This is a genomic window from Citrobacter sp. XT1-2-2 (genome assembly GCF_023516235.1).
Classification (GTDB): Bacteria; Pseudomonadota; Gammaproteobacteria; order Enterobacterales; family Enterobacteriaceae; genus Citrobacter; species Citrobacter werkmanii.
In genome coordinates, this window is the sequence record NZ_CP097324.1 from 2516025 (window position 1) to 2541693 (window position 25669).

Sequence of the window (25669 nt, forward strand, 5' to 3'; positions counted from 1 at the left end):
GCCCTCCTTACCGTCCAAGATAAACTTCAATAACCTGCTCATTAGCCTGCACATCGCGCAGGCTTCCTTCGGCCAGTACTCGCCCCTGATGCAGCACCGTGACATGGTCAGCAATCGTCTCGACAAATCCCATGTCATGCTCAACAACCATCAGCGAGTGCTTTCCGGCAAGCTGGCGAAACAGCTCCGCGGTGTATTCCGTCTCAGCATCGGTCATCCCTGCCGCCGGCTCATCAAGCAGTAGTAAATGCGGCTCCTGGACCAGCAGCATGCCGATCTCAAGAAACTGTTTTTGTCCATGCGAAAGCAGCCCGGCACGGCGTTCGCGCTCGTTGCCCAGACGTAACAGCGCCAGCATTTCATCAATGCGATCCCGTTGTTCACCCGAAAGGCGAGCCCGTAAAGAACCCCAAACTGATTTATCATTTTTCAGTGCCAGCTCCAGATTCTCCGCCACCGTTAGCGCTTCAAATACCGTGGGCTTCTGAAATTTTCGTCCAATCCCCTGGCGCGCAATGGCAATAGAATCAAACGTCATTAAATCAATAGACTGATCGTAAATCGCACGACCGCTTTGCGGTCTGGTTTTGCCGGTAATGACATCCATCAACGTCGTTTTTCCGGCGCCATTAGGACCAATAATGCAGCGCAGTTCCCCTACGCCAATATTGAGCGTGAGATCCGTTAGCGCCTGAAACCCATCAAAGTTCACGTTGATTTTTTCCAGCTGTAACACCGGGTCGGTTTGATTGCGAAATCTGTCCCCTGGCAACTGGCGGGTAAAAAGACCTTCATCTGGCTGCATTATTTGTCTCCTTTGCGAAACAGACCAATCACGCCACGGGGTAAAAACAGCGTAACGCCAATAAAAATCAGACCAAGAAACAGTTGCCAGTATTCGGGCATGATCACCGTAAACAGACTTTTAGCGCCGTTCACCAACACAGCGCCAAAAACCGGGCCAATCAGGGTTGCGCGACCGCCGAGGGCGACCCAAATCGCCGCTTCAATCGAGTTGGTCGGTGACATTTCGCTGGGGTTAATGATGCCCACCTGCGGAACATACAGCGCACCAGCCAGCCCGCACAACACAGCGGAAAGCGTCCACACCAGCAGCTTGAAACCTTTCGGATCATAGCCACAAAACATCAGCCGATTCTCGGCATCGCGCACGGCGGTCAGGATACGACCAAACTTACTGCGCGCCAGCGTCAGTCCCAGCCATAACGCCAGCACCAGTAGCATCACCGTCGCCAGAAACAGCGCGATACGGGTTGAGGTCGCGGTCACGGGGAACCCCAGAATAGTGGTAAATCCGGTGAAACCGTTATTTCCACCAAACCCGGTTTCGTTACGGAAAAACAGCAACATGCCTGCGAAAGTCAGGGCCTGAGTCATGATAGAGAAATAGACGCCCTTGATTTTTGAGCGAAAGGCAAACCAGCCAAACACCAGCGCCAGCAGGCCGGGCACCAGCACAACCAGCAGCATAGCCCAGATAAAATGTTGCGTTCCCCACCAAAACCAGGGCAGTTCGGTCCACGACAGAAACGACATAAAAGCCGGTAGTCCTTCGCCGGAGGCCTGACGCATCAGATACATCCCCATCGCATATCCCCCCAGTGCAAAGAAAATGCCATGGCCCAGTGAGAGCATTCCGGCATAGCCCCACACCAGATCCAGTGCCACCGCCACAATGGCATAGCACAGGATTTTCCCGGCCAGCGTCAGCGTCCAGACGGAGATTGCCAGCGGATGATCCGCGGGGAGTAGCGCCAGAAATGGCAGAATAATGAGCGCCAGCAGCAAAATCAGTCCCAGGATGCGCGTCACGCGTGGCGCTTTTCGTGCCAGCGTTAATGTCATTGGCATAGTCATTAGTCAATAACCCTCCCTTTCAATGCGAAAAGTCCCTGAGGTCGTTTCTGGATAAACAGAATGATCAGCACTAGGATCATAATTTTGCCGAGAACAGCCCCCACCTGAGGCTCAAGAATTTTATTGAAGATCCCGAGACCAAACGCCGCTGCCACACTCCCGGCGAGTTGTCCAACGCCGCCAAGCACCACCACCAGAAACGAATCAATAATGTAACTTTGCCCCAGCTCCGGCCCCACGTTACCCAACTGCGACAGCGCCACGCCACCCAGCCCGGCAATCCCTGAACCCAGTCCAAAGGCCAGCATATCGACTCGCCCGGTAGGCACGCCGCAGCAGGCCGCCATATTGCGGTTTTGCGTCACCGCGCGCACACGCAGCCCCAGACGGGTTTTATTCAACAATAGCCAGGTGAAGAACAGCACCAGCATGGCAAAGCCAAGCACCACAATTCGGTTCCACGGCAAAATCAGATTGGCATAGACCTGAATTCCCCCGGAAAGCCATGTCGGATTGGCGACTTCGAGGTTCTGCGCGCCAAAGGTCATTCGCACCAACTGGATTAGCATCAGACTGATCCCCCATGTCGCCAGCAGTGTTTCAAGCGGACGGCCATATAAATGGCGGATCACGCCACGCTCCAGCAACATTCCTACTGCCGCGGTAAGTAAAAAGGCGACCGGAAGCGCAATGACCGGATACCAGGCTAACCATTGCGGGAGAAACTGCCCCATCAACTGTTGCACCATCCAGGTACAGTAAGCGCCGAGCATTAACATCTCGCCATGCGCCATATTGATGACGCCGAGTAACCCGTAAGTAATCGCCAGACCCAATGCCGCCAGTAGCAAAATCGAGCCCAGAGACAGTCCCATAAAGGCTTGCCCAAGAAGATCGCCAACCTTCATGCGGTGTGCGATGGAATTCAGACTTTCGTCGGCGGCAGCGCGAACGCGGGCATCAGGTTCATGCTCTGCACGGGTGAAAGGTTGTAATTTCGCCTGGGTTTCAGGGTCGTTTGACGCCCCCAACAGTTCAATTGCCTGCCGCCTGACCTCTGGTGATGCACTGGTCAGTTGCAGGTTAGCCAGCGCAATAACCAGTGCAGATTTCACGTCAGCATCCGATTCCTGCGCCAGTCGTTGCTGTAAAAATGGCAGCATGCCAGGCATCGCCTCACGCTGTAATATGCGTGCGGCATCAGCCCTAACCGTGACACTGTCACTTAAAAGTTGATGCGCAGCCAGCGTTCCGGCGACCAGATTGCGCAGTCGGTTAGTCAGACGGACTTTTTTTAGCTCGCCGTCAGGACCTGTCGCCGTCCCCAGCGGTTGTGCTCGCGCCCCGTCCATGACAAACGCATGTTTCGCATTATCGGTCAGCAGGTTTTCATCTCGCAGCGCCTTAAGCACGGGTAAGCGCTGAAGGTCGGGATTCATCGCCCATTGTTCAAGCAAGGTGGCCTGCTGCCCCCGGTTGGCAGCGGTAAAAGTATCGGCATCTGATGCCTGCGCTATCCACGGCAAAAACCACGTCAGCAACATCACACCACGAATAAAGCGCATGACTTTCATGAGCATTCTCCTAAGCGTTGCCCTCCCGCAGGAGGGCATAAGATCAGTTGCTGGCGGTTTTTACGGGTTGTTCAGATTTTTTATCATTGCCGGCTATATACGGGCTCCACGGCTGGGCGCGGACCGGCTCATCGGTTTGCCACACCACGTTAAACTGACCGTTGCTTTCAATCTCGCCAATCATGACGGGTTTGTGCAGATGATGGTTGGTGGCATCCATCGTGAGGGTAAAGCCAGATGGCGCGGCGAATGATTGCCCTGCCATTGCAGCACGGACTTTATCCACATCGGTAGTTCCGGCTTTTTCTACTGCCTGTGCCCACATATGCAGACCAACCCAGGTGGCTTCCATTGGGTCGTTTGTCACAACCGAATCCGCATTCGGTAATTTGTGCGCTTTGGCATACGCCCGGTAATCCGCGACAAACTTCTTGTTAGCCGCATTATCCACGGACTCAAAGTAGTTCCAGGCGGCGAGGTTACCTACCAACGGTTTCGTATCAATACCGCGCAATTCTTCCTCACCTACGGAGAAGGCCACCACCGGAACATCGGTGGCTTTCAGCCCCTGGTTCGCTAACTCTTTATAGAATGGAACATTAGAATCACCGTTGATGGTTGAGACCACCGCCGTTTTTCCCCCTGCGGCGAATTTTTTAATGCTGGCGACAATGGTCTGATAATCACTGTGTCCAAACGGGGTATACACCTCTTCGATGTCTTTATCGGCAACACCTTTCGAATGCAAAAAGGCACGGAGAATTTTATTAGTCGTGCGCGGATAAACATAATCAGTCCCCAGCAGGAAGAAGCGTTTCGCACTGCCGCCGTCCTCACTCATCAGATACTCAACAGCCGGGATCGCCTGCTGATTAGGCGCCGCGCCGGTATAAAAGACGTTAGGCGACATTTCCTCGCCTTCATACTGCACCGGATAAAACAGCAAACCATTTAATTCCTCGAATACCGGCAACACCGATTTACGCGAAACCGATGTCCAGCACCCGAACACCGCCGCCACTTTGTCCTGACTCAGCAACTGTCGAGCTTTTTCAGCAAATAAAGGCCAGTTCGAGGCTGGATCAACCACCACCGGCTCCAGCTTTTTGCCCAACACGCCGCCCTGCGCATTGATTTCGTCAATAGTCATCAACGCCACATCTTTCAACGGCGTTTCGGAAATCGCCATCGTCCCGGATAACGAATGCATGATGCCCACTTTAATAGTGTCAGCCGCCTGGACGCTAAAACTCATTCCCATTGCCATAACGGAGGCCGATAACACAAAAGCTTTTAAAATTGTACGACGCTGCATAGTTTCACTCCTGAAATTAGATTCGCTGAAAGCTCCGGTGCAGCCGGGCAGACAAAACGGTGCAAATTAAGGGGATTCAGAAGTGATAAGGCAAAAACGATGCCAGATATTAAAACACCATATAAAATCAAAGCATTAGAGTAGTACAGTTCAGTGGCTGGATGAAAATATTTCGCCAGTAAGGCGGATCGCCAGGAAAATTGAACCACCATGAGACAGCGTTGCATTATAACCGTGCAACAATTTGCATGGGGGTCGTATAACAATGACTTTGCACTCAGCATAAAATCGTGGTTAATTTGCCGAGGATAAGCGCGCCTTGTCACTATTATTTATTTTCCCCGACAAAATCGCGTCAATTTTTTACATTTCAGACGAAATAATCATACAGTTCAGCCTTTGTTTAAGTTGCAATTGCTACTATAGTCATAAGCGAGGTGAACTTAAGGTAAGAGAGGAAACTCACAGATAAAGGAGCATTTACTATGCTGGGTAATATGAATATTTTTATGGCTGTTCTGGGAATTATTTTATTTTCCGGTTTTCTGGCCGCGTATTTTAGCCACAGATGGGATGATTGATGAACGACGATAGTCCTGCACCGAACCGGCCCCTTGTAGCGTCACTGCACAAGGGGCCATTTTTTTACCTGAATCGCCTTTCCTGCACCTTTTCCCTGGCCATCAATAAAAAAAACCGCCGGATAAACCAGCGGTAAATGCTTGCATGGATAGATTTGTGTTTTGCTTTATACGCTATCTGGCAATTCCCTGCGAAGATAACGGATATCTGGCTAACCTATCATCGGCAACCCCAATGAAAGCTAAACGAAACGTAACTAACGCAAAACAGCTTAGGTGAATCTCACGCGCTGAGGTGGAACGAAAGCCCATCACTGGCGTTAACCAAGGTGATCTGCTCGCGTTCATCCATAAACATACAGCGATTTCTGCCGCTCTGTTTTCCCTGATACATCGCTCTGTCAGCCCGCCCAAGAGCGGTATCTAATTTCTCATCCCGCTGAGCTCTGGTGATACCGCCCGTTACGGTGATAGCGATCTCTCCATCTGCGTAAGGGATTTTTTGCTGGCCAACAAGCTGACACAATCGCAACCCAGCCTGGCGGGCCTGCTCATCAGTTTTCGTTCGGATGATGATAATGAACTCTTCGCCACCGTAGCGGTAAGCTTGTTCATCATATCGCGTCCATACCAGAAAATTTGCTGCCAGAGCGCGTAATACTACGTCCCCCACAAGATGACCATACGTATCATTAACGTGTTTAAAACGGTCGATATCCAGCAGCAATATATAAAGGTTAAGCGGTTCGGCATCGATTAACTGTTGGTCAAAAGACTCATCGAGCATTCTTCTGCCCGGTAAGCCTGTTAATATGTCGATATTGCTCCGGATACTCAGCAAATATATTTTATAGTCCATTACAGCAGACGTAAATGCCAGTAACGCGTCCTCGAATTTGGTGAAATGCCATGGATAACTCCGTTCCTCCAGTATTGCCAATAGCAAATCCTTGCCTGATAAATGCATTTTTTCATGAACAGTATTTATCTTATTCACATAGCTACAATCATCTTCATTGCGCAGCGATTGATTATTAAGCCACTGTCCAAATTGGCAAACAAAATGCGCGTTGTCACCCATGATATCTGGTTGCGTAGCATTCGAGGTTACTGCGCAACGGAACATATTCACCAGCCATTTATAGTGGGCATCAATTGACTTGTTCAACTCGATCAAAATTGCATCTATTTCCATCGTATTTCTCATCATCACGATCTTCCTCCCTGTTCGAACGTTTCTGATGCAATCATCTTAACGATAAAAAAGAAAATTTATGTAATTTTTTATTTGAGAATAAATCTTATCAGGTGCAATAATGAACAGTAAGATAAGACCGGGCATCACGCCCGGCTCAATTTTTTTACTGACAGTGCCTTACGCGCTCAAACCACGATGTTCCAGCATCGGCTCCATACGGGGATCGCGCCCGCTCCACTGGCGATAAAGTTCAGCTAAATCAGTACTGTTCCCGCGGGACAAAATCGCTTCGCGGAATTTCTGCCCGTTTTCGCGGGTTAATCCACCCTGATCTACAAACCACTGATAGCCGTCATCAGCCAACATTTGCGTCCATAAATAAGCGTAATAACCCGCAGCATAGCCGCCGCCGAAGATATGGGCAAAATAACTGCTACGATAACGTGGCGGCACGGCCTGAAGATCCAGATCTTCTGCCGCCAGCGCCTGCTGCTCGAATTGATCAACTGAATAAGATGACGCCTTCGTCTCCAGACTGTGCCAACGCATGTCCAACAATGCGGCACTGAGCAGTTCGGTCATATCGTAGCCTTTATTAAACAAGCTGGCCCGCTGCATTTTATCCCGCAAAGCCTGCGGCATTGGCTCCCCGGTTTCGACATGACGGGCAAATCGGGCAAAAACCTGCGGATGGCTCGCCCAGTGTTCGTTAATCTGCGAAGGAAACTCGACAAAATCACGCGGAGTGTTAGTGCCTGAAAGCGTGGCATAACGCTGAGTGGCAAACAGACCGTGTAACGTGTGGCCAAACTCATGAAATAATGTAATGACATCATCCCACAGCAGTAACGCCGGCTTACCCGTTACGGGTTTTTGATAATTACAGACATTGTAAATAACGGGTCGGGTTTCGTTAAGCTCCGATTGCTCAACAAAATTGCCCATCCATGCCCCGCCGCTTTTTGATTCACGGGCGAAGAAATCACCATAAAACAACGCCAGTCCTACGCCATCGTGGTCGAAAATTTCCCATACCCGAACATCCGGGTGATAAACCGGAATGTCGAATCGCTCAACGAATTTGATACCAAAGAGCTGATTGGCCGTCCAGAAAACGCCCTCGTTCAACACCGTATCCAGAGCAAAGTAAGGTTTAAGCTGTGCCTCATCAAGGGCGTATTTCTCGCGGCGGACCTGCTCAGCATAAAATGCCCAGTCCCAGGCCCTGACGCTAAACTGCCCCTGCTCTTGATCGATGACTTTCTGGATTTCAGCCTGTTCATCCAACGCACGCTGGCGCGCGGCCGGAACGATCGCCCGCATAAACGAAAGTGCCGCCTCAGGCGTTTTAGCCATCTGGTCGGCGATTTTCCAGGCCGCATAATTGGCAAAACCGAGTAATTTTGCCTGTTGCATGCGGATGTCGACCAGACGCTGAATAATAGCCCGGGTATCGTTATCGTCATCGTGTTCGGCCCGCGTCCATGCCTGGGTAAACAGGTCTCCACGGATCTGGCGATCGCGTAACACGGCAAGCGCCGGTTGTTGAGTGGTATTCAATAACGGAATAACCCAACGTGATTCAAGCCCCTTTTCTTTTGCAGCCTCAGCGGCAACGGCAATTTCTTCGGCGCTAAGTCCGTCAAGCCGCCGGACATCATCCACCACCAAAGCACCGGACTTGTTCGCCGCCAGCAGACACTGATTAAACTGACTGGTCAGCGTGGCTGACTCGGTGTTGAGCGCTTTGAGGCGTGCTTTGTCGGCCTCATTGAGGCGAGCGCCTGCCAAGACAAAACGCTGGTGTACAACCTCCACCAGACGCACTGATTCGCAATCCAAACCTAAGGTATGACGTCGTTGCCAGACTGCATCGACGCGGGCGAAAAGCGCGCCATCAAGATAGATATCATTGGCAAGTCCCGCCAGCTCTGCTGAGAACGCTTCGTCAAGGCGTTGTAGTTCATCGTTAGTGTGCGCCGCCGTCATCGCAAAGAAAACGCTGGTTACGCGCGTGAGCAGCGCGCCGCTTTGTTCAAGCGCCAGCAACGTGTTAGCAAAATCCGGGTCCTGTGGGTTTTGTACAATTGCCGCGATCTCCTTGCGTTTTTGCCGCACGCCCTCATCAAACGCCGGACGATAATGCTGCACGTCAATTTGATCAAACTGCGGTGCCTGATACGGCAATGTACTGTGGTGTAAAAAAGGATTCGTTAACGACATCTTTCACTCCTGAAAACGATTTGTTTACCAGAGTAGACTTCCCGGGGATCGACCGCAATCCTGTTAACCAGGAATAGCTCTGACCGGAAATGACGTGCTATGGTAGTACTACATAAAAAGCGTTGAGGAACAGTGAGATGATCGTTTTAGTAACCGGAGCAACCGCAGGTTTTGGTGAGTGCATTACGCGTCGTTTTATTGAGAATGGGCATAAAGTTATTGCCACCGGACGCCGCCAGGAGCGCCTGCAGGAACTCAAAGATGAGCTGGGTGACCGCCTCTATACCGCGCAACTGGACGTACGTAATCGCGCATTGATTGAAGAGATGCTGGCGTCCTTACCTGCTGAATGGCGCGATATTGATGTTCTGGTCAACAACGCAGGTCTGGCGCTGGGCCTCGAACCTGCCCACAAGGCCAGCATTGAAGACTGGGAAAACATGATCGATACCAACAACAAAGGCCTGGTTTATATGACCCGTGCCGTGCTGCCTGGTATGGTTGAGCGCAATCGCGGACATATTATCAATATCGGCTCTACCGCGGGTAGCTGGCCATACGCCGGCGGTAACGTTTATGGCGCGACCAAAGCGTTTGTCCGTCAGTTTAGCCTCAACTTACGTACGGACTTACACGGGACAGCGATTCGTGTTACCGACATTGAGCCGGGTCTGGTTGGCGGTACGGAATTCTCTAACGTGCGTTTCAAAGGCGATGATGCCAAGGCGGAAAAAACTTACGAAAATACCACCGCGCTGACCCCACAAGATGTTACAGAAGCGGTATGGTGGGTGGCTTCGTTACCCGCTCATGTCAACATTAACACCCTTGAAATGATGCCTGTCACACAGTCTTTTGCCGGGCTGAGTATCCATCGGAGCTAATTTCTCTGCCCGGCCTTGCGCCGGGTATAGATAGCCTGAAATAAGTGATAAAATATCTGGGTTAACTCTCTAAAAAGTAAGAATGAATGACCGTAGAAACGCAGCTCAACCCTACACAGCCTGTAAATCAGCAGATTTACCGTATTCTTCGTCGTGATATCGTGCACTGTCTGATTGCGCCGGGTACGCCGCTGTCGGAGAAAGAAGTTTCTGTACGCTTTAATGTGTCACGCCAGCCGGTACGAGAGGCATTCATCAAACTGGCAGAGAACGGCCTGATTCAGATCCGTCCGCAGCGTGGCAGCTACGTGAACAAAATTTCGCTGTCGCAGGTGCAAAATGGCTGTTTTGTTCGCCAGGCGATTGAATGTGCCGTGGTCCGCCGCGCCGCAGCCCTGATCACCGATAAACAGTGCTATCAGCTCGAACAGAATCTGCATCAGCAGCGTATCGCGATTGACCGAAAACAAATTAATGATTTCTTCCAGCTTGACGATGAGTTTCATCAGAAACTGGCTTTAATCGCCGAGTGCCAGCTCGCCTGGGACACCGTCGAGAATATAAAGGCCACCATTGACCGCGTTCGCTATATGAGCCTGGATCACATTTCTCCTCCTGAAATGCTGCTGCGCCAGCATCACGATATCTTTGCCGCACTTGAAAAACATGATGGTGACGGCGTCGAGCGTGCAATGATGCTGCACCTTCAGGAAATCGGTGAGTCTGTTCAGCTTATTCGCCAGGAAAATAGCGACTGGTTCAGCGAAGATTAATATGACGCTCACCTCTCTGCGGGGTGAGTTTTTCAACGTTTTCCCCTCTCCTGCACATCTGCCTAAAAAAAGCTGTGACTTTGATCGAAAACAAAAAAAATCATTAACGAGAAGCGTATTTATATTGCGCCCGTTACGTGGGACTAAAAGCCCACGGGCTTTGACGGTGAGTTGGAAAGGAGAAAACACCATGAAAACATACGATCGTAACCGTAACGCAATCACCACTGGCAGTCGCGTCATGATTAGCAACACCGGACTCACAGGCCGCATTACAGCGATAGATACCGATGGCCTGACCGCTGAGCAAATTCGCCGTGGCAAAACAGTGGCAATCGAAGGGTGTGAAGGCAAATATGCCCCACTCGAGTTGATTCGTTTGGGCATGAACTAATTGGTGTGAATGCCAGAAAACACTGCGCCATCTGGCCCGTTTAAAGCCAGATGGCGACATAAATGATGCCCTTCGTTACTTCAGTTTTGCAGCATACTTCGCAACCGTTGCCTTTGCCCCTTCAGCCAGTAAAGCAAGATAGGCTTCTGTGACCTGGTTTTTGAACAGTTCTACCTGCGGTAATTCGCGACCAAAAATGGCATCAATCGCCAGTAAGGCCTGAACGCGCGCTTCCCCCTCGTGACTACTGCGGACCGCAGTCTGGATCACTGGCAACAGCGGATCGCTGATTTCAATCGCCTGACCGTGTTCATCCACACCGCCGACATAGCGCATCCAGGCGGCTACGCCCAGTGCCAGCAGCGCAAAATGGCTGCCATGCGCAATGTGCCAACGAATTGAATCGAGCATACGCTGCGGCAGTTTTTGGCTACCATCCATCGCAATCTGCCAGGTACGGTGACGCAGTGCCGGGTTGCTGTAGCGCTCAATGAGCAGATCGGCATAGTGTTGCAGATCCACCCCTTTCACTTTCAGCGTCGGCGCCTGTTCCTGCAACATCAACGCTCGCGCGGCAAGACGATAATTTTCATCCTCCATGCAGTCGTTGATATGCTGATAACCCGCCAGATAACCAAGATAGGCAAGGAAAGAGTGACTGCCGTTGAGCATACGCAGTTTCATCTCTTCAAACGGAATCACATCCGATACCAGCTCCGCCCCGGCCTTTTCCCATGCCGGACGACCGGCGACAAAGTTATCTTCAATTACCCACTGACGGAACGGTTCACAGGCTACGCCTGCCGGGTCGCGTACCCCGGTGATGTGTTCAATTTTGTCCAGCGTATCCGGAGTAACCGCAGGAACAATGCGGTCCACCATTGTAGAGGGGAACGTCACATGCTGTTCGATCCACGTAGCCAGTTCAGCATCTACCGCCCGGGCATACGCGGTGACGACATTGCGCATAACGTGGCCGTTTTCAGGCATGTTGTCGCAGGACATCACGGTAAATGCGGCTAATCCCGCAGCTTTGCGACGCGCCAGGGCTTCAACCACCACGCCTGGCGCAGTTTTTGGTTGTTTTGGATTTTGCAGATCGGCGGCAATCATGGGGTTGTCTAACATCAGTTGACCCGTCGCCGGAGAGTGGCAATATCCTTTCTCGGTGATGGTGAGAGAAACGATCGCCACCTGCGGTTCACACATCGCAGCCAGTACGCTTTCCAGACCATCTACCTGCGCATGCAGCGCGTTTTTCACCACACCAACGACTCTGGCAGTCCACGCATCCGCAGACATCTCCGCAACGGTATACAAATTATCTTGCTGTTTCAGATCGGCAATCTGCTGCTCACCGCCAATCAGATTCACTTCGCAATAGCCCCAGTCACTGCCGTGTTCTGCAGCCAGGATGTCAGCATAAACACCCTGATGTGCGCGATGAAACGCGCCAAATCCCAGATGAACAATACGCGGGATCAGAGTAGTACGATCGTAGTCAGGAAGCGCAGCCTTTGCCGCTAACAGCTTGTTTTGCATGGTATGACCTACTTATCAATGAAATCAGGACTGTCTCAGAGTAACGCCTGCAGGGTTGTATGTTTTGATTTGCATTAAGCTTTTTATGATTGGTATGACATCATTTAAAGCTGTGTAATAGCATGAACGGAGCATGACCGCCCCGCCCATGCTACAGCCAGGTCTTAGCTTGCCTGAGTCGCCGAGCAACGGACTTTATCCGTCTGACTCACTTCAGCGGCATCCTCAAGCACGCTCAGGTCGCGGTCTTTGACCTCCGGCATCAACAACGCGGACACCAGACCGATCAGTGAGTAGGCAATAACCATCGCCAGAATTGGCCACCAGGAATTGGTCATGTTGCAGAAAATACCGGCCAGAACAGGCCCAAAACCAACGGCTACCAATCCGCCCGCCTCTTTTGAAATCGCCATTCGCGTAAACCGATTGCGAGCACCAAATATTTCAGCCATGGTGATATTTTCGAGAGCAAATAATCCCAACACAGCAAAGTTATGAATAACAATCAATGCTGACATGATAACGCCAGGGCTATACGTTTTATCCACTACAATAGACAACATCGGGTAAGCTAAAATAATGGCTGAGATATTGAGGATAATATATGGCAATCGACGACCAAATTTATCAGACAACCAACCGAGCAGCGGTATGGTAATAAATCCCAGTACCGAGCTAATCATTAATGCATCAGTGGGAATTGATTTATCAAACAACAAAGTCTGCACTAAATAACCGGCGAGGAATGTCTGGATTAATCCTGAGTTTCCCGCCTGTCCAAAACGTAAACCGGTTGCCAGCCAGAAGGATTTACTGGTAAACATCGCGCCCAGCGTATTTTCCGACGAATTGTTTAATGCAGGCGCATTTTCCTCATTATTCACTTTCTCAAATACCGGACTTTCTTTGAGATTCATACGTAACCAGATGGCAAAGATCATCACCACAACACTGGCCAGGAACGGAATGCGCCATCCCCAGGCTAATAATTCTTCACGGTCAAGAGCAAAGAACATCACCGCCCAGATGGCCGTTGCGCTAAGGGTCCCACAGTTGGTACCCATGGCGACAAGTGAGGAAATAATCCCACGTTTTCCTTTCGGCGCATACTCGGCAAGCATAGTACCCGCCCCGGAGATCTCAGCCCCCGCGCCAAGTCCTTGCACAATACGCAGCGTCACCAGCAGTATGGGCGCAAAGATACCAATTTGCGCATACGTTGGCAGCACGCCGATTAATGTTGTACAAATCCCCATCATTGTAATCGTGATAAACAACACCTTTTTACGCCCGATGCTGTCCCCCATCTTGCCAAATATAAATGCCCCGACGATACGAGCAATATATCCTGCGCCGTAGGTTCCCATTGCTAAAATGAGAGCCATCGCCGCAGATTGTTCCGGGAAAAATATCTCATGGAATACCAGTGCGGCACCCAAAGAATATAACTGAAAATCCATAAATTCGAGCGCAGTACCTAACCATCCGGATACGGCGGCTCTGACCAGATCTGTGGTGGATCTTTCGTGTTTTTCTTGATTCATATTGGCTATCTCTTAGAGGTAAGATGCGTACCACTTACTCGCAGTTATTTATATTATTCAGTGAATGTGAGTAAAACTTTGCAGCAGTGCTGCTGATCTTTCTCAAACAATTCAATTGCGTCTGTAACGTGGTGATAGTCAAAAGTATGGGTAATAAGTTGATTAGGGTTAATAAGTCCGTTAACCAACCAATCAATAACAACCGGGAATTTATTGGCATTTAATCTTGAGGAATAAATTGAAAGTTCTTTCCCGGTAATACCCTGCTGAACAATCTGACAAGGTTCGCTAGAGAAGCCCATCAGAACAATTCGCGCGGCTGGCGATGCCAGCGTAATAGCCTCCTGTAAAATGGATGGATGACAGGCCGCATCTACGATGATCGTCGGCTTAAGCTCTTTTTCCGCCAGGAAATCGTGCAAAGATTGCTGACCGTTATTTATTACCCAGTCAGCACCGCACCGTTTCGCCATACTCAGGCGTTCTTCGATTCTGTCGGCAATCACCACCGTTTTTACCTTATAGACACGTTTAAGCGCCTGTACGGTGGTCAGCCCCATAGGCCCTGCGCCATAAATCAGCGCAATATCATTTTCTGTGGGTTTAATTTGCCCGGTTACGTTCGCGGCGATGGTAAAAGGCTCGACCATGACGGCATGTTCATCTGGTACGGTATCGGGGATCGGCCAGGCATTTTTTGCCGGCACCACGGCGTACTCGCTAAAACCACCATCGCGATGAACGCCCAGCACCACCAGCGATGTGCAAACGTTGGGTTTACCTATCGAACAGGGATAGCAATGCCCGCAACTAATAACGGGATCAACAGACACTCGCTCACCTATTCGCGAACGATCGACAGCTTCACCTACCTCATCGATCACGCCAAAAAATTCGTGGCCGATAACGCGAGGATATTGCGCAAATGGATTATGCCCGCGGTAAATATGGCTATCGGAACCACAAATTCCCGCCAGTTTTACCTTCACCCTGACCTCTCCCGCTGCTGGCTCTGGAACGGGCCGTTCGGCAATGACCAGCGTATTTGGTTTTTCAATCACAACACTTTTCATAGCAAATCACTCCTTACCAGTTCCACAACGTACCATCTTCCAGACGAGCGACAGGCAGATATGCCGGGTCATACGGATATTTCGCGGCCAGTTTTTCGTCAAACTCGATACCAAGGCCTGGCTTATCGCCCGGGTGCATGTAGCCGTTATCAAAAGTCCAGTTATGCGGGAACACTTCCAGCATTTGCTCGGAATACCCCATATATTCCTGAACGCCGAAGTTCGGCACCCACAGATCAAAATGCAGTGCTGCGGCCATGCATACGGGTGACAGATCGGAAGGTCCATGTGACCCCGTGCGTACCTGATACAACGAGGCAAAATCGGCAATACGGCGCATACCGGTAATACCGCCCGCATGGGTAATGGTGGTGCGGATATAGTCGATCAACTGTTCTTCGATCAGTTGTTTGCAATCCCAGATGCTATTGAAGACTTCCCCTACTGCAATCGGCGTGACCGTATGCTGGCGGATCAGGCGGAAACACTCCTGGTTTTCGGCTGGTGTGGGATCTTCCATCCAGAACAGACGATATTGTTCAATGCTTTTGCCAAACCGGGCAGCTTCAATCGGCGTCAGGCGATGGTGCATGTCGTGTAGCAGATGTTCGTTAAAACCAAATTTATCGCGAACGGCGGCAAACAGTTTCGGCGTGAAATCGAGGTATTTCTCTGTAGACCACAGCTGTTCTTCCGGCCACTGCCCTTTAGTCGCGGGTTCGTAGGCCAAACCTTTGCCTTTAGACATACCGTAAGTGGTTTTCATGCCCGGTACGCCGCACTGTACGCGAATCGCTTTAAAGCCCATCTCTTTATGTCGCGCGTAATCCTCCAGCACATCATCTACGGTATGGCCTGTGGTGTGGCAGTAAACCATGACCCCTTCACGCGATGCGCCGCCGAGCAACTGATACAACGGCATGTTCGCCGCTTTCGCTTTGATATCCCACAATGCCATATCCACTGCGGAAATCGCCGACATGGTGACCGGCCCCCGACGCCAGTACGCGCCTTTGTAGAAAAACTGCCAGATGTCTTCGATTCGATGCGCATCGCGTCCGATAAGTTGCGGACAGACATGATCTTTCAGATAGGACGCCACGGATAACTCGCGGCCATTTAAGGTGGCATCTCCCAGCCCGGTGATCCCGTCTTCTGTCGTTATTTTTAACGTAGCGAAATTACGCCCCGGGCAGGTGACAAAAACTTCAGCCCCGACAATCTTCATTTTTTATTCCTTACATCTGTTCTTGTGATGCAGGAAATTTACTCAACTGAGCTACTACCATACAAGTATAAAGATCGAAAAAGCCCTCGTTGATCACAAAAAAGGCGCTATGCGCGCCCCCATCCAGCCACAATAATCAGCATCCCGCACAAAGCCACCAGCGCACCAGACCAGTCATACAGGCTGAGTTTTACGCCATCGACAAAGCGCAGCCATAGCAGCGCAGTGACAACATAAACGCCGCCATAGGCCGCGTAAACTCGCCCACTCGCGGCCGGATGCAGCGTCAACAGCCAGACGAATAAGGCCAGCGACACTCCGGCGGGTACCAACAACCACGCCGTCGCGCCTCGTTTAAGCCACAGCCAGGGTAAAAAACAGCCGATGATTTCGCATAAAGCAGTGACGAAAAAAAGAAAGGTAGTCTTCAGCATTGACGTTATTCAGTTACCTTCGGTTTAACCATGATACGACAGAATATCGCCAACGTATCCATATCCGCTCAGTGGGTATGCCCTGAAGCAGGAATAGTGTAGAATTTAACCCTGTTTTATCGTTTTTCCCTTTCTCATAAAAGGAATTCGCCATGAATATTACACTGACCAAACGTCTGTGTCTGACGGCTATGCTGACGCTTGCGGCGGCTGTGTACACCTCTTCAGCATTTGCTGAAACCAGTAAACTGGTCATTGAATCCGGGGACAGTGCGCAAAGCCGTCAACAGGCCGCCATGGAAAAGGAACAATGGAACGATACGCGCCAGTTACGTCAGAAAGTGAACAAGCGTACTGAGAAAGAGTGGGACAAAGCCGACGCGGCCTTTGATAGCCGTGATAAGTGCGAACAGAGCGCCAATATTAACGCCTACTGGGAACCTAACACCCTGCGCTGCCTCGACCGTCGTACTGGCCGTACCGTTGCACCATAATGACTATGCACCCTAAAGGATATTGCAAGGATACAATATGACTAGCGCCCTCAGTGTTAAGCTGCGCCCGCTGGAGCGTGAAGATTTACGTTTTGTCCACCAGCTTGATAACAACGCCAGCGTTATGCGTTACTGGTTCGAAGAGCCTTACGAAGCGTTTGTTGAGCTGTCAGACCTGTACGACAAGCATATTCACGACCAAAGCGAACGTCGCTTCGTGGTGGAATGCGAAGGTGAAAAAGCCGGGCTGGTGGAGCTGGTAGAGATTAACCACGTCCACCGCCGGGCTGAATTCCAGATTATTATTTCGCCTGAATATCAGGGTAAAGGTCTGGCTTCGCGGGCGGCAAAGCTGGCGATGGATTATGGTTTTACCGTCCTCAACTTATATAAGCTGTATCTGATCGTCGATAAAGAGAACGAAAAAGCCATCCACATCTACCGTAAACTCGGCTTTATGGTGGAAGGTGAACTGATTCATGAATTCTTTATCAACGGCCAGTACCGCAACACCATCCGTATGTGTATTTTCCAGCAGCAGTATTTGGCGGAACACAAAACGTCAGGTCCTAACCTGCTACAACCTACCGCTCAGTAAAGGCGACTAGTAGTAATCGATGGTGTTTTCAATCGAGTAATGATGTTCAACTGCTGGCTTCACGCTTTCATCGACGATAACCAGCTGGCAGTTGACCGGGTTGGCGTAGTTATCGTACTTACACGTTTGCCTGACATTACCCAATGGATGATTGTTCAGCATACTCACCGCCGTGTAATCCAGCTTCTTCAGCGGATCAACCGACGGTTTGGCATCAACCTGTAAGGTATTGTCTTTACTGGCAGTCGTTTTACCCAGCGGGTAGCCTTCCGCGTCATAGCGGTACTGGACTTTCATCTCTTTTCCTGTGGCGGAAACGACAAAGCCGTTATCGTCGGTATCCCACACCACACCGGCAGCAGGCAGTTCCGCTAGCTGGCATTTACCCTGCAAGCGGATCTTTTTTTCCAGCGTTTCGGCATCGCGATAGTAGTTGGCATCCAGAACCAGCGCCATGCCGGTATTGTTTTCGATATCGTGCAGTTCAAGCGTATCGAAACACCCTTCCTGCGAGAGCGTACCGACAACGCGCTTGGAAACTTCACCTTTATCATTAAGAAGCGTCTGACTGAAATCTTTCACTGGTCCACGCAGCGGATCGAAATCAAATTCATTGGAAAAACTGGCCATTTCCGGCGTAAAAGAAACCAGCCCTTTGGCGTTATCACACCCGACCAGTACGGCGCACAGGAAAACTAACAGGGTCTGTTTCTTCACATTTTTCACCTGGATAAGAAGATAATTCTCAATCATATTAGCAAATACAGTTATTTACACCAGAAATGCTACTCTTAGTTCATGTCGATCATAAAAGGAGCTGATGATGAAATACATAACAGGAATTGCCGCAATCTTACTGGCAGCTGCCTCCCCGCAAGTTCTGGCGGCGCCAGCATCCTGCGAACGCGTTAAGAGCGATATTGAGCAGCGCATCATAAATAATGGCGTAGTGGAATCCAGCTTTACGCTAAGTATCGTCCCCAACGATCAGGCCGATCAACCTGATTCCCTGGTAGTGGGACATTGTGCAAACGATACGCATAAGATTCTCTATACCCGGACCAACAGTGGCAATGCCCCCGCCAATAGCACCCCTGCCCAGGACGGGCATGCTGCCGAGCCGCAATAAAATAAATAGTGCCCTCCGCTCGCGGAGGGTCGCTCCCCTTTGATATGCATTAAGGCGACATGCCTATAAGTGGGTAAACTCACTCCATTATTAGCATGCTATTAATTTCGTTATAGAAATTAATATATAGCGATAACTATAATGGAGGGAGTTATGTCTGAAACTGAGCAATATGGAGGCATCAGCCGCAGGACGTTAGTGAAATCCTCGGCTATTGGTTCGCTGGCGCTTGCCGCAGGCGGACTCTCATTACCTTTCGGAATGCGCTCCGCAGCGGCTGCGGTACAACAAGCATTACAACCAGCAGAAGAAAAAGTCGTTTGGGGGGCTTGTTCCGTGAACTGCGGAAGCCGTTGTGCCCTGCAACTTCATGTCAAAGACGATGAGGTCGTATGGGTAGAATCCGATACGACCGGGGATGATATTTATGGTCAGCACCAGGTTCGCGCCTGTTTGCGTGGTCGTTCTATCCGTCGCCGAATTAATCATCCGGATCGCCTCAACTATCCAATGAAACGCGTGGGTAAGCGCGGTGAAGGTAAATTTGAGCGCATAACCTGGCAGGAAGCCCTGGATACTATCAGCGCCAGTTTGAAAAATACCGTACAGAAATACGGTAATGAAGCCGTGTATATCAACTACACCTCTGGCATTGTCGGCGGCAACATTACACGCTCCTCCCCTTATGCCTCACTGGTCGCTCGCCTGATGAACTGCTATGGCGGATTCCTGAGCCATTACGGTACCTATAGCACCGCGCAAATCGCGGCGGCAATGCCTTATACCTATGGCTCAAACGAAGGCAACAGTACCTCAGACATCGAAAACACGAAACTGGTGGTGATGTTCGGCAATAACCCTGCCGAAACGCGCATGAGCGGCGGCGGCATAACTTACTTTCTGGAGCAAGCCCGGGAGCGCTCAAACGCCCGGATGATCGTCATTGACCCCCGCTATACCGATACTGCAGCGGGTCGAGAGGATGAGTGGATCCCTATTCGTCCGGGCACCGACGCTGCACTCGTAGCGGGAATCGCCTGGGTCATGATTAACGAAGATCTTGTCGATCAGGCGTTTCTCGACAAATACTGCGTCGGTTATGACGAGAAAACCCTGCCCGCCGATGCTCCCGTTAACGGGCATTACAAAGCTTATATTCTTGGCAACGGTGATGACGGTATCGCCAAAACGCCACAATGGGCCTCGCACATCACCGGGATCCCAGCCGAGCGCATAATCAAACTGGCAAGGGAAATCGGCAGCACTAAACCGGCGTATATTTGCCAGGGTTGGGGTCCTCAACGGCAGGCTAACGGTGAACTAACCTCACGCGCGATCGCGATGTTGCCTATTCTGACCGGCAACGTCGGCATCAACGGCGGCAATAGCGGCGCACGAGAATCAACCTACACCATCACGATTGAGCGCATGCCACTGCCTGAAAATCCCATCAAGACTCAGATATCCTGCTTTAGCTGGACCGACGCCATCGTCCGGGGCCCGGAAATGACCGCTACCCGCGATGGCGTTCGTGGGAAAGATAAGCTCGACGTGCCGATAAAATTTATCTGGAACTATGCGGGCAACACCATCACCAACCAGCACTCAGATATCAATAAAACGCATGAGATCCTTCAGGACGAGACGAAATGCGAAATGATAGTGGTCATCGAAAACTTCATGACATCTTCGGCCAAATATGCCGATATTCTGCTGCCTGATTTAATGACCGTCGAACAGGAGGATATTATTCCCAACGACTACGCGGGCAACATGGGGTACCTCATTTTTATTCAACCCGCGACGTCGCCTAAGTTCGAACGTAAACCGATCTACTGGATAATGAGCGAAGTAGCGAAACGTCTTGGCGACGATATCTACCAACGTTTTACTGAAGGCCGTACCCAGGAACAATGGCTCCAGTATCTGTATGCAAAAATGCTGGCTAAAGACCCCGCGCTCCCTTCTTATGACGAGCTGAAGAAAATGGGGATCTATAAACGCAAAGATCCCAACGGACACTTTGTCGCCTACAAAAAATTCCGCGACGATCCGCAGGCCAACCCGCTCAAAACCCCCTCTGGCAAGATTGAAATCTACTCCAGCCGACTGGCGAAAATTGCCAACTCCTGGGAGTTGCAAAAGGATGAGGTGATAAGCCCACTTCCCATTTACGCCTCAACGTTTGAAGGATGGGACGATCCAAAACGCAGTTCATTCCCGCTGCAGTTGTTTGGTTTCCACTACAAATCCCGCACCCACTCCAGCTACGGGAATATTGATGTTCTCCAGGCATCCTGTCGCCAGGAAATATGGATCAACCCCGTCGATGCCCAAAAGCGGAGAATCAGAAACGGCGATATGGTGCGGGTCTTTAACGATCGTGGTGAAGTGCGTATCCCGGCCAAAGTGACGCCGCGGATCCTGCCCGGCGTAAGCGCAATGGGTCAGGGCGCATGGCACGATGCCGATATGGCTGGCGATAAAATTGACCATGGCGCCTGCGTCAATACGCTGACAACCCAGCGCCCTTCACCGCTGGCAAAAGGCAACCCACAGCACACTAACCTGGTCGAGATCGAGAAGGTTTAAGGACTAGCCCATGACAACTCAGTATGGATTTTTTATTGATTCCAGTCGTTGCACCGGGTGCAAAACCTGCGAACTGGCCTGCAAAGACTACAAAGATCTCACGCCTGAGGTGAGCTTTCGACGGATTTATGAATACGCGGGCGGTGACTGGCAGGAGGATAACGGCGTCTGGCATCAGAATGTCTTCGCCTATTACCTCTCCATTTCTTGCAATCACTGCGAAGATCCAGCCTGTACCAAGGTTTGCCCAAGTGGCGCCATGCATAAACGTGAAGATGGTTTTGTCGTGGTGGATGAAGACGTATGCATAGGCTGTCGCTACTGCCACATGGCCTGCCCATACGGCGCGCCGCAGTACAATGCAGCTAAAGGTCATATGACCAAGTGCGATGGCTGTCATGATCGTGTCGCCGAGGGCAAAAAGCCTGTCTGCGTCGAGTCCTGTCCGCTACGCGCGCTGGACTTTGGTCCGCTTGATGAGCTGCGCAAAAAACATGGTGAGCTGGCGGCGGTTGCCCCGTTATCGGGCGCGCATTTTACCAGGCCGAGTATTGTGATTAAACCCAATGCCAATAGCCGCCCGACCGGGGATACCACGGGTTTTCTGGCTAATCCGAAGGAGGTGTAAAATGGGAAATGGATGGCATGAATGGCCGCTGGTCCTGTTTACGGTGCTGGGTCAATGTGTGGCCGGGGCGCTGATCGTGAGTGGGTATGGCTGGTTAACCACCAAAGACGATGTGGCAAAACAACGTATCGTGCGCAGTATGTTTTTTCTGTGGCTGGTAATGGGCATCGCCTTTCTCGCCTCAATAATGCATTTAGGTTCACCGCTACGCGCGTTTAACTCGCTGAACAGAATCGGCGCATCGGCGCTCAGTAACGAAATCGCCAGCGGTTCGCTGTTTTTCGCGGTTGGTGGCCTGTGGTGGCTGGTGGCGTTTCTCGGTAAAATGCCGGCGACGTCAGGTAAAATCTGGCTGCTGCTCAGCATGTTGCTTGGTCTGGTTTTTGTTCTGGCGATGACTAACGTCTACCAGATAGACACCGTTCCGACCTGGTATAATGGCTATACTACGCTGGCGTTTTTCATGACGATGTTGCTGAGTGGCCCGCTGTTTGCCGCCCTGCTGCTACGTGCTGCGAGCGTGTCGTTTAACGCCGCCAGATTCGCCGGAATCAGCATACTTGCCCTGCTGGTGAGTGTGGCCGTTATCGTTTTGCAGGGCGTATCGCTCAGCGAAATTCACAGTTCAGTACAACACGCCAGCGCTCTGGTTCCCGACTACGCAAGCTTACAGGTCTGGCGCATCGTGATGCTGGCTGCGGGGCTGGGTTGCTGGATATGCCCGCTAATTCGTCGCAAAGAACCGGCTGTCGGCGGATTGGCGCTGGGTTTAATTTTCGTGCTTGCCGGTGAAATTATTGGCCGCGGTTTGTTTTATGGCTTACATATGACAGTCGGAATGGCTGTTGCAGGTTAATACTCGGGTGCGGGGCAACCCGCACTTTTCAGGATTGTTTGCATGACCCATTTTTCACAACGTGACAACTTCTCTACCGCGGCGCGCGTATTGGGTGCGCTGTTCTACTATGCGCCAGACAGTACAGAAGCTTCTGCGCTGGTCAGTGCGCTAAAAACCGATGGCTGGCAGGCGCAGTGGCCGCTTGAACCCACGGCCCTTTCTGCGCTGGCTGAACTACTGCAGACCGAGGCCGATGAGCCGCTCCCGCAAGCCTGGCAGCGACTGTTTGTCGGCCCTTACGCGCTACCTTCTCCGCCCTGGGGTTCCGTCTGGCTGGATCGTGAAAATGTCTTGTTTGGCGATTCCACGCTGGCATTACGTCAGTGGATGCGTGACAACGGGATCCAGTTTGCCGTGCAGCAAAATGAACCGGAAGATCACTTTGGCGCGCTGCTGTTACTGACGGCCTGGCTTGCTGAAAACGGACGCCACACCGAGTGCGAACAGTTGTTAGCCTGGCATCTGCTACCGTGGTCAACGCGTTTCCTTGACGTGTTTATCGAACATGCGAACCACCCGTTCTACCAGGCTCTGGCTGAACTGGCGCGCCTGACACTGGCAAAGTGGCGATCGCAATTATTAATTCCAGTAGCCGATAAGCCGTTGTTTCGTTAATGTCGCCACAGGCAGGAAGTATCCTGCCTGCATAATACCGTTGCGCACGCTGAGCTTTTGCTTCTGTTGCCAAATAGCCGCAAAATAAAGCCTCTGAATTTCCCTGTCTGGCCACTCATGCACCATTTACATGCTTATCCTGACCTGCGCGCTATGTTTCGCCGCCTGCTGATCGCCGCGCTGATTGGTATCCTTGCCGCGTTGGCCGTCGCAGGCTTTCGCCATGCCATGTTCCTTCTTGAATGGTTGTTCCTGAGTAACGACACGGGCAGTCTGGTCAATGCGGCGACAAATCTTTCTCCGTTAAGACGCATGCTGACGCCCGCGCTGGGCGGCCTGGCAGCAGGCTTACTGCTCTGGGGTTGGCAAAAATTCAACCGTTTACGACCACAGGCTCCCACAGATTACATGGAAGCCCTGCAAACGGACGGTCAATTCGACGTCAGCGCCAGCCTGGTAAAGTCACTGGCATCGTTACTGGTTGTCGCCAGCGGCAGTGCTATCGGGCGTGAAGGTGCCATGATTTTGCTGGCGGCGCTGGCCGCGTCCAGCTTTGCTCAACGTTTCACACCGCGCGCCGAATGGAAATTATGGATCGCCTGTGGAGCGGCAGCAGGTATGGCCGGCGCGTATCATGCCCCGCTGGCGGGCAGTTTATTTATTGCTGAAGTCCTGTTTGGCACGATGATCCTCGCCTCGCTGGGACCGGTGGTGGTATCCGCCGTCGTCGCCTTGCTGACCACCAATGTACTGAGCGACAGCAATGCGTTGCTCTATGCCGTGCACTTCACACGGGAACTGCATGTGATGGAATACGCCATGATTGTCAGCACAGGTCTGGTTGCCGGCGTCTGCGGTCCGTTGTTTATGTGGTTGATGACCGCCAGCCATAACGGTTTTTTGCGCTTAAAACTCTCGCCACCGTGGCAACTGGCGCTTGGCGGGTTGATCGTTGGCCTGTTGTCGCTGCTCACTCCTGCCGTTTGGGGAAATGGCTACAGCGTGGTGCAGTCATATCTGCTCTCGCCACCGCTATTGACCGTGGTTAGCGGGATCTTTATCTGCAAATTACTGGCGGTGCTTGCCAGCAGTGGCTCCGGTGCGCCGGGCGGGGTGTTTACGCCAACGCTGTTTGTCGGTCTGTCTGTCGGCATGCTGCTGGGACGAACGTGGGGATTATGGCTTCCGGGTCCGGATGAAATTGCCATTCTGTTAGGATTAACGGGGATGGCCACGCTACTGGCAGCAACCACGCATGCGCCAATTATGTCTACATTGATGGTTTGTGAAATGACCGGGGAGTATCGCTTGCTCCCCGGATTACTGATCGCCTGCGTGGTGGCGTCAGTGCTGTCGAGAACGTTACGCCAGGACTCTATCTACCGACAGCACGCTGCCAAGCATTGACAGACGGATATACTGTGACAGCTCTCGCTGCTCTGCGCGAGGCAGATACGGCAGTTCGCCGATTAGCGGCGCAGGTAATTTTTTGCTCAGCACGTCAATGATTTCCGCATAATGCGCCAGCCCTGGGTTGATTCGGTTTGCAACCCAGCCAAGCAGCGGCAATCCGTCGCTGGCGATCGCCTGTGCGGTAAGAATGGCATGATTAATACAACCTTCCTGAATACCGACTACCATCAGCACCGGCATTTGTTCCTGTACCACCCATTCAGATAGCGGGCGCAGATCGTTCATCAGACTCCGCCAGCCGCCGGTACCTTCCACGACAACGTGATCGACTTTATCGCTCAGGCTTGCGAGACCGTTGGATAGCAAGGTGTAATTGACGGGACCACTATGCGCTACGCTGCTTTCGTCCTCGCTCAGCGCAATCGGGTTGACCGCCTCATACGGCAGTTCGATAGATGAAACACTTTGCAGCACCAGCGCATCTTTGTTGCGCAAACCTTCAGGTGTCTCCTTACTTCCTTTGGCTACCGGTTTGTAGCCCGCGACACTTTTACCCCCTGACGCCAACGCTTGTAGTAATGCGCGGGAAACCACGGTCTTCCCAACAGAAGTGTCTGTACCTGTAATAAAGAAACGCTTCAGCATCACTAACTCCACCGTT

Annotated in this window: 25 protein-coding genes; 12 read left to right on the forward strand and 13 right to left on the reverse strand. The window is 51.5% G+C overall.

All coding sequences use genetic code 11. The features are described from left to right. Positions 1-7 precede the first annotated feature (7 nt). The 4 genes from urtD to urtA are packed head-to-tail and all read right to left on the reverse strand — an operon-like array spanning position 8 to position 4767. Positions 8-805, reverse strand: coding sequence for an urea ABC transporter ATP-binding protein UrtD (gene urtD / locus M4I31_RS11960; protein ID WP_038640542.1), 798 nt, complete (start codon positions 803-805; stop codon positions 8-10). Next, complete coding sequence (urtC, locus tag M4I31_RS11965; RefSeq protein WP_085048238.1) at positions 805-1878, reverse strand: urea ABC transporter permease subunit UrtC; 1074 nt, start codon at positions 1876-1878, stop codon at positions 805-807. Before urtC ends, urtD begins: the two co-directional genes overlap by 1 nt. Continuing rightward, positions 1878-3452, reverse strand: a complete 1575-nt coding sequence (urtB, locus tag M4I31_RS11970; protein ID WP_085048239.1) for an urea ABC transporter permease subunit UrtB — start codon at positions 3450-3452, stop codon at positions 1878-1880. Before urtB ends, urtC begins: the two co-directional genes overlap by 1 nt. Positions 3453-3495: 43 nt before the next feature. Next, positions 3496-4767, reverse strand: a complete 1272-nt coding sequence (gene urtA / locus M4I31_RS11975) for an urea ABC transporter substrate-binding protein (RefSeq protein WP_085048240.1) — start codon at positions 4765-4767, stop codon at positions 3496-3498. Positions 4768-5252: 485 nt separating this feature from the next. On the opposite strand from urtA, the gene mgtS reads away from it, so the two are divergent. Beyond that, positions 5253-5348 carry a protein MgtS gene (gene mgtS / locus M4I31_RS11980; protein WP_003032406.1) on the forward strand — a complete coding sequence of 32 codons (96 nt, stop codon included), beginning with the start codon at positions 5253-5255 and terminating at the stop codon, positions 5346-5348. Positions 5349-5631: 283 nt separating this feature from the next. Here the strand turns inward: mgtS and M4I31_RS11990 are convergent, their stop codons facing one another. Both M4I31_RS11990 and dcp read right to left on the reverse strand, forming a co-directional pair. Continuing rightward, positions 5632-6558 (reverse strand): diguanylate cyclase, encoded by a 927-nt coding sequence (locus tag M4I31_RS11990; protein ID WP_085048241.1) that lies wholly within the window; start codon positions 6556-6558, stop codon positions 5632-5634. 165 nt (positions 6559-6723) lie between these two features. Then, the gene (gene dcp, locus M4I31_RS11995) at positions 6724-8769 is read right to left on the reverse strand and encodes a peptidyl-dipeptidase Dcp (protein ID WP_085048242.1); all 2046 of its coding nucleotides are present in this window, start codon (positions 8767-8769) and stop codon (positions 6724-6726) included. Between the two features lie 137 nt (positions 8770-8906). Here dcp and ydfG point away from each other — a divergent pair, with 137 nt between their 5' ends. The 3 genes from ydfG (at position 8907) to ydfZ (ending at position 10820) form a co-directional block, all read left to right on the forward strand. Continuing rightward, positions 8907-9653, forward strand: coding sequence for a bifunctional NADP-dependent 3-hydroxy acid dehydrogenase/3-hydroxypropionate dehydrogenase YdfG (gene ydfG, locus M4I31_RS12000; RefSeq protein ID WP_085048243.1), 747 nt, complete (start codon positions 8907-8909; stop codon positions 9651-9653). 86 nt (positions 9654-9739) lie between these two features. After that, on the forward strand, positions 9740-10426 hold the full coding sequence (locus tag M4I31_RS12005) for a GntR family transcriptional regulator (protein ID WP_085048244.1): 687 nt from the start codon (positions 9740-9742) through the stop codon (positions 10424-10426). 190 nt (positions 10427-10616) lie between these two features. After that, positions 10617-10820, forward strand: coding sequence for a putative selenium delivery protein YdfZ (ydfZ, locus tag M4I31_RS12010; RefSeq protein ID WP_038640526.1), 204 nt, complete (start codon positions 10617-10619; stop codon positions 10818-10820). A gap of 75 nt (positions 10821-10895) precedes the next feature. Here the strand turns inward: ydfZ and M4I31_RS12015 are convergent, their stop codons facing one another. The 5 genes from M4I31_RS12015 to M4I31_RS12035 form a co-directional block, all read right to left on the reverse strand. Next, complete coding sequence (locus M4I31_RS12015; protein ID WP_085048245.1) at positions 10896-12362, reverse strand: mannitol dehydrogenase family protein; 1467 nt, start codon at positions 12360-12362, stop codon at positions 10896-10898. A gap of 164 nt (positions 12363-12526) precedes the next feature. Continuing rightward, entirely contained in the window at positions 12527-13906 is a 1380-nt protein-coding gene (locus M4I31_RS12020) for an MFS transporter (RefSeq protein ID WP_085048246.1), read from the reverse strand. 53 nt (positions 13907-13959) lie between these two features. Beyond that, positions 13960-14979: a Zn-dependent oxidoreductase gene (locus M4I31_RS12025; RefSeq protein WP_085048247.1), complete on the reverse strand. Its 1020-nt coding sequence runs from the start codon at positions 14977-14979 to the stop codon at positions 13960-13962. 13 nt (positions 14980-14992) lie between these two features. Further along, entirely contained in the window at positions 14993-16207 is a 1215-nt protein-coding gene (rspA, locus tag M4I31_RS12030; protein ID WP_085048248.1) for a starvation-sensing protein RspA, read from the reverse strand. A gap of 107 nt (positions 16208-16314) precedes the next feature. Next, positions 16315-16641, reverse strand: a complete 327-nt coding sequence (locus tag M4I31_RS12035; RefSeq protein WP_038640517.1) for a YnfA family protein — start codon at positions 16639-16641, stop codon at positions 16315-16317. Between the two features lie 152 nt (positions 16642-16793). Between M4I31_RS12035 and M4I31_RS12040 the strand changes: the two genes are divergently transcribed. After that, a complete protein-coding gene (locus M4I31_RS12040; protein WP_038640515.1) occupies positions 16794-17135 on the forward strand; it encodes a DUF1283 family protein in 342 nt (113 codons plus the stop codon). A 37-nt stretch (positions 17136-17172) separates the two neighbouring features. After that, positions 17173-17733 carry a spermidine N1-acetyltransferase gene (gene speG / locus M4I31_RS12045; RefSeq protein WP_038640513.1) on the forward strand — a complete coding sequence of 187 codons (561 nt, stop codon included), beginning with the start codon at positions 17173-17175 and terminating at the stop codon, positions 17731-17733. 6 nt (positions 17734-17739) lie between these two features. Here speG and M4I31_RS12050 read toward each other — a convergent pair whose 3' ends face one another. Continuing rightward, positions 17740-18450 (reverse strand): YnfC family lipoprotein, encoded by a 711-nt coding sequence (locus M4I31_RS12050; RefSeq protein WP_085048269.1) that lies wholly within the window; start codon positions 18448-18450, stop codon positions 17740-17742. Between the two features lie 103 nt (positions 18451-18553). Here M4I31_RS12050 and M4I31_RS12055 point away from each other — a divergent pair, with 103 nt between their 5' ends. The 6 genes from M4I31_RS12055 (at position 18554) to clcB (ending at position 25002) form a co-directional block, all read left to right on the forward strand. Beyond that, a complete protein-coding gene (locus M4I31_RS12055) occupies positions 18554-18862 on the forward strand; it encodes a DUF1161 domain-containing protein (RefSeq protein WP_139815560.1) in 309 nt (102 codons plus the stop codon). 153 nt (positions 18863-19015) lie between these two features. Next, positions 19016-21454, forward strand: a complete 2439-nt coding sequence (gene ynfE, locus M4I31_RS12060) for a selenate/tellurate reductase subunit YnfE (RefSeq protein WP_250856804.1) — start codon at positions 19016-19018, stop codon at positions 21452-21454. 10 nt (positions 21455-21464) lie between these two features. Further along, positions 21465-22082 carry a DMSO/selenate family reductase complex B subunit gene (locus M4I31_RS12065; protein WP_085049333.1) on the forward strand — a complete coding sequence of 206 codons (618 nt, stop codon included), beginning with the start codon at positions 21465-21467 and terminating at the stop codon, positions 22080-22082. A gap of 1 nt (position 22083) precedes the next feature. Next, on the forward strand, positions 22084-22938 hold the full coding sequence (locus M4I31_RS12070; protein ID WP_085049334.1) for a dimethyl sulfoxide reductase anchor subunit family protein: 855 nt from the start codon (positions 22084-22086) through the stop codon (positions 22936-22938). Between the two features lie 42 nt (positions 22939-22980). Beyond that, complete coding sequence (dmsD, locus tag M4I31_RS12075) at positions 22981-23595, forward strand: Tat proofreading chaperone DmsD (RefSeq protein ID WP_085049335.1); 615 nt, start codon at positions 22981-22983, stop codon at positions 23593-23595. A 117-nt stretch (positions 23596-23712) separates the two neighbouring features. Continuing rightward, positions 23713-25002 carry a voltage-gated ClC-type chloride channel ClcB gene (gene clcB, locus M4I31_RS12080; protein WP_038640501.1) on the forward strand — a complete coding sequence of 430 codons (1290 nt, stop codon included), beginning with the start codon at positions 23713-23715 and terminating at the stop codon, positions 25000-25002. Here the strand turns inward: clcB and bioD are convergent. After that, positions 24958-25653 carry a dethiobiotin synthase gene (bioD, locus tag M4I31_RS12085; RefSeq protein WP_038640499.1) on the reverse strand — a complete coding sequence of 232 codons (696 nt, stop codon included), beginning with the start codon at positions 25651-25653 and terminating at the stop codon, positions 24958-24960. The genes clcB and bioD overlap by 45 nt on opposite strands. Between the last annotated feature and the right edge of the window lie 16 nt (positions 25654-25669).

Excerpts from the sequence above, each read along its gene's own strand:
- urtD (WP_038640542.1), bottom strand. The coding sequence starts at position 805 with ATGCAGCCAGATGAAGGTCTTTTTACCCGCCAGTTGCCAGGGGACAGA.
- urtC (WP_085048238.1), bottom strand. The coding sequence starts at position 1,878 with ATGACTATGCCAATGACATTAACGCTGGCACGAAAAGCGCCACGCGTG.
- urtB (WP_085048239.1), bottom strand. The coding sequence starts at position 3,452 with ATGAAAGTCATGCGCTTTATTCGTGGTGTGATGTTGCTGACGTGGTTT.
- urtA (WP_085048240.1), bottom strand. The coding sequence starts at position 4,767 with ATGCAGCGTCGTACAATTTTAAAAGCTTTTGTGTTATCGGCCTCCGTT.
- mgtS (WP_003032406.1), top strand. The coding sequence starts at position 5,253 with ATGCTGGGTAATATGAATATTTTTATGGCTGTTCTGGGAATTATTTTA.
- M4I31_RS11990 (WP_085048241.1), bottom strand. The coding sequence starts at position 6,558 with ATGATGAGAAATACGATGGAAATAGATGCAATTTTGATCGAGTTGAAC.
- dcp (WP_085048242.1), bottom strand. The coding sequence starts at position 8,769 with ATGTCGTTAACGAATCCTTTTTTACACCACAGTACATTGCCGTATCAG.
- ydfG (WP_085048243.1), top strand. The coding sequence starts at position 8,907 with ATGATCGTTTTAGTAACCGGAGCAACCGCAGGTTTTGGTGAGTGCATT.
- M4I31_RS12005 (WP_085048244.1), top strand. The coding sequence starts at position 9,740 with ATGACCGTAGAAACGCAGCTCAACCCTACACAGCCTGTAAATCAGCAG.
- ydfZ (WP_038640526.1), top strand. The coding sequence starts at position 10,617 with ATGAAAACATACGATCGTAACCGTAACGCAATCACCACTGGCAGTCGC.
- M4I31_RS12015 (WP_085048245.1), bottom strand. The coding sequence starts at position 12,362 with ATGCAAAACAAGCTGTTAGCGGCAAAGGCTGCGCTTCCTGACTACGAT.
- M4I31_RS12020 (WP_085048246.1), bottom strand. The coding sequence starts at position 13,906 with ATGAATCAAGAAAAACACGAAAGATCCACCACAGATCTGGTCAGAGCC.
- M4I31_RS12025 (WP_085048247.1), bottom strand. The coding sequence starts at position 14,979 with ATGAAAAGTGTTGTGATTGAAAAACCAAATACGCTGGTCATTGCCGAA.
- rspA (WP_085048248.1), bottom strand. The coding sequence starts at position 16,207 with ATGAAGATTGTCGGGGCTGAAGTTTTTGTCACCTGCCCGGGGCGTAAT.
- M4I31_RS12035 (WP_038640517.1), bottom strand. The coding sequence starts at position 16,641 with ATGCTGAAGACTACCTTTCTTTTTTTCGTCACTGCTTTATGCGAAATC.
- M4I31_RS12040 (WP_038640515.1), top strand. The coding sequence starts at position 16,794 with ATGAATATTACACTGACCAAACGTCTGTGTCTGACGGCTATGCTGACG.
- speG (WP_038640513.1), top strand. The coding sequence starts at position 17,173 with ATGACTAGCGCCCTCAGTGTTAAGCTGCGCCCGCTGGAGCGTGAAGAT.
- M4I31_RS12055 (WP_139815560.1), top strand. The coding sequence starts at position 18,554 with ATGATGAAATACATAACAGGAATTGCCGCAATCTTACTGGCAGCTGCC.
- ynfE (WP_250856804.1), top strand. The coding sequence starts at position 19,016 with ATGTCTGAAACTGAGCAATATGGAGGCATCAGCCGCAGGACGTTAGTG.
- M4I31_RS12065 (WP_085049333.1), top strand. The coding sequence starts at position 21,465 with ATGACAACTCAGTATGGATTTTTTATTGATTCCAGTCGTTGCACCGGG.
- M4I31_RS12070 (WP_085049334.1), top strand. The coding sequence starts at position 22,084 with ATGGGAAATGGATGGCATGAATGGCCGCTGGTCCTGTTTACGGTGCTG.
- dmsD (WP_085049335.1), top strand. The coding sequence starts at position 22,981 with ATGACCCATTTTTCACAACGTGACAACTTCTCTACCGCGGCGCGCGTA.
- clcB (WP_038640501.1), top strand. The coding sequence starts at position 23,713 with ATGCACCATTTACATGCTTATCCTGACCTGCGCGCTATGTTTCGCCGC.
- bioD (WP_038640499.1), bottom strand. The coding sequence starts at position 25,653 with ATGCTGAAGCGTTTCTTTATTACAGGTACAGACACTTCTGTTGGGAAG.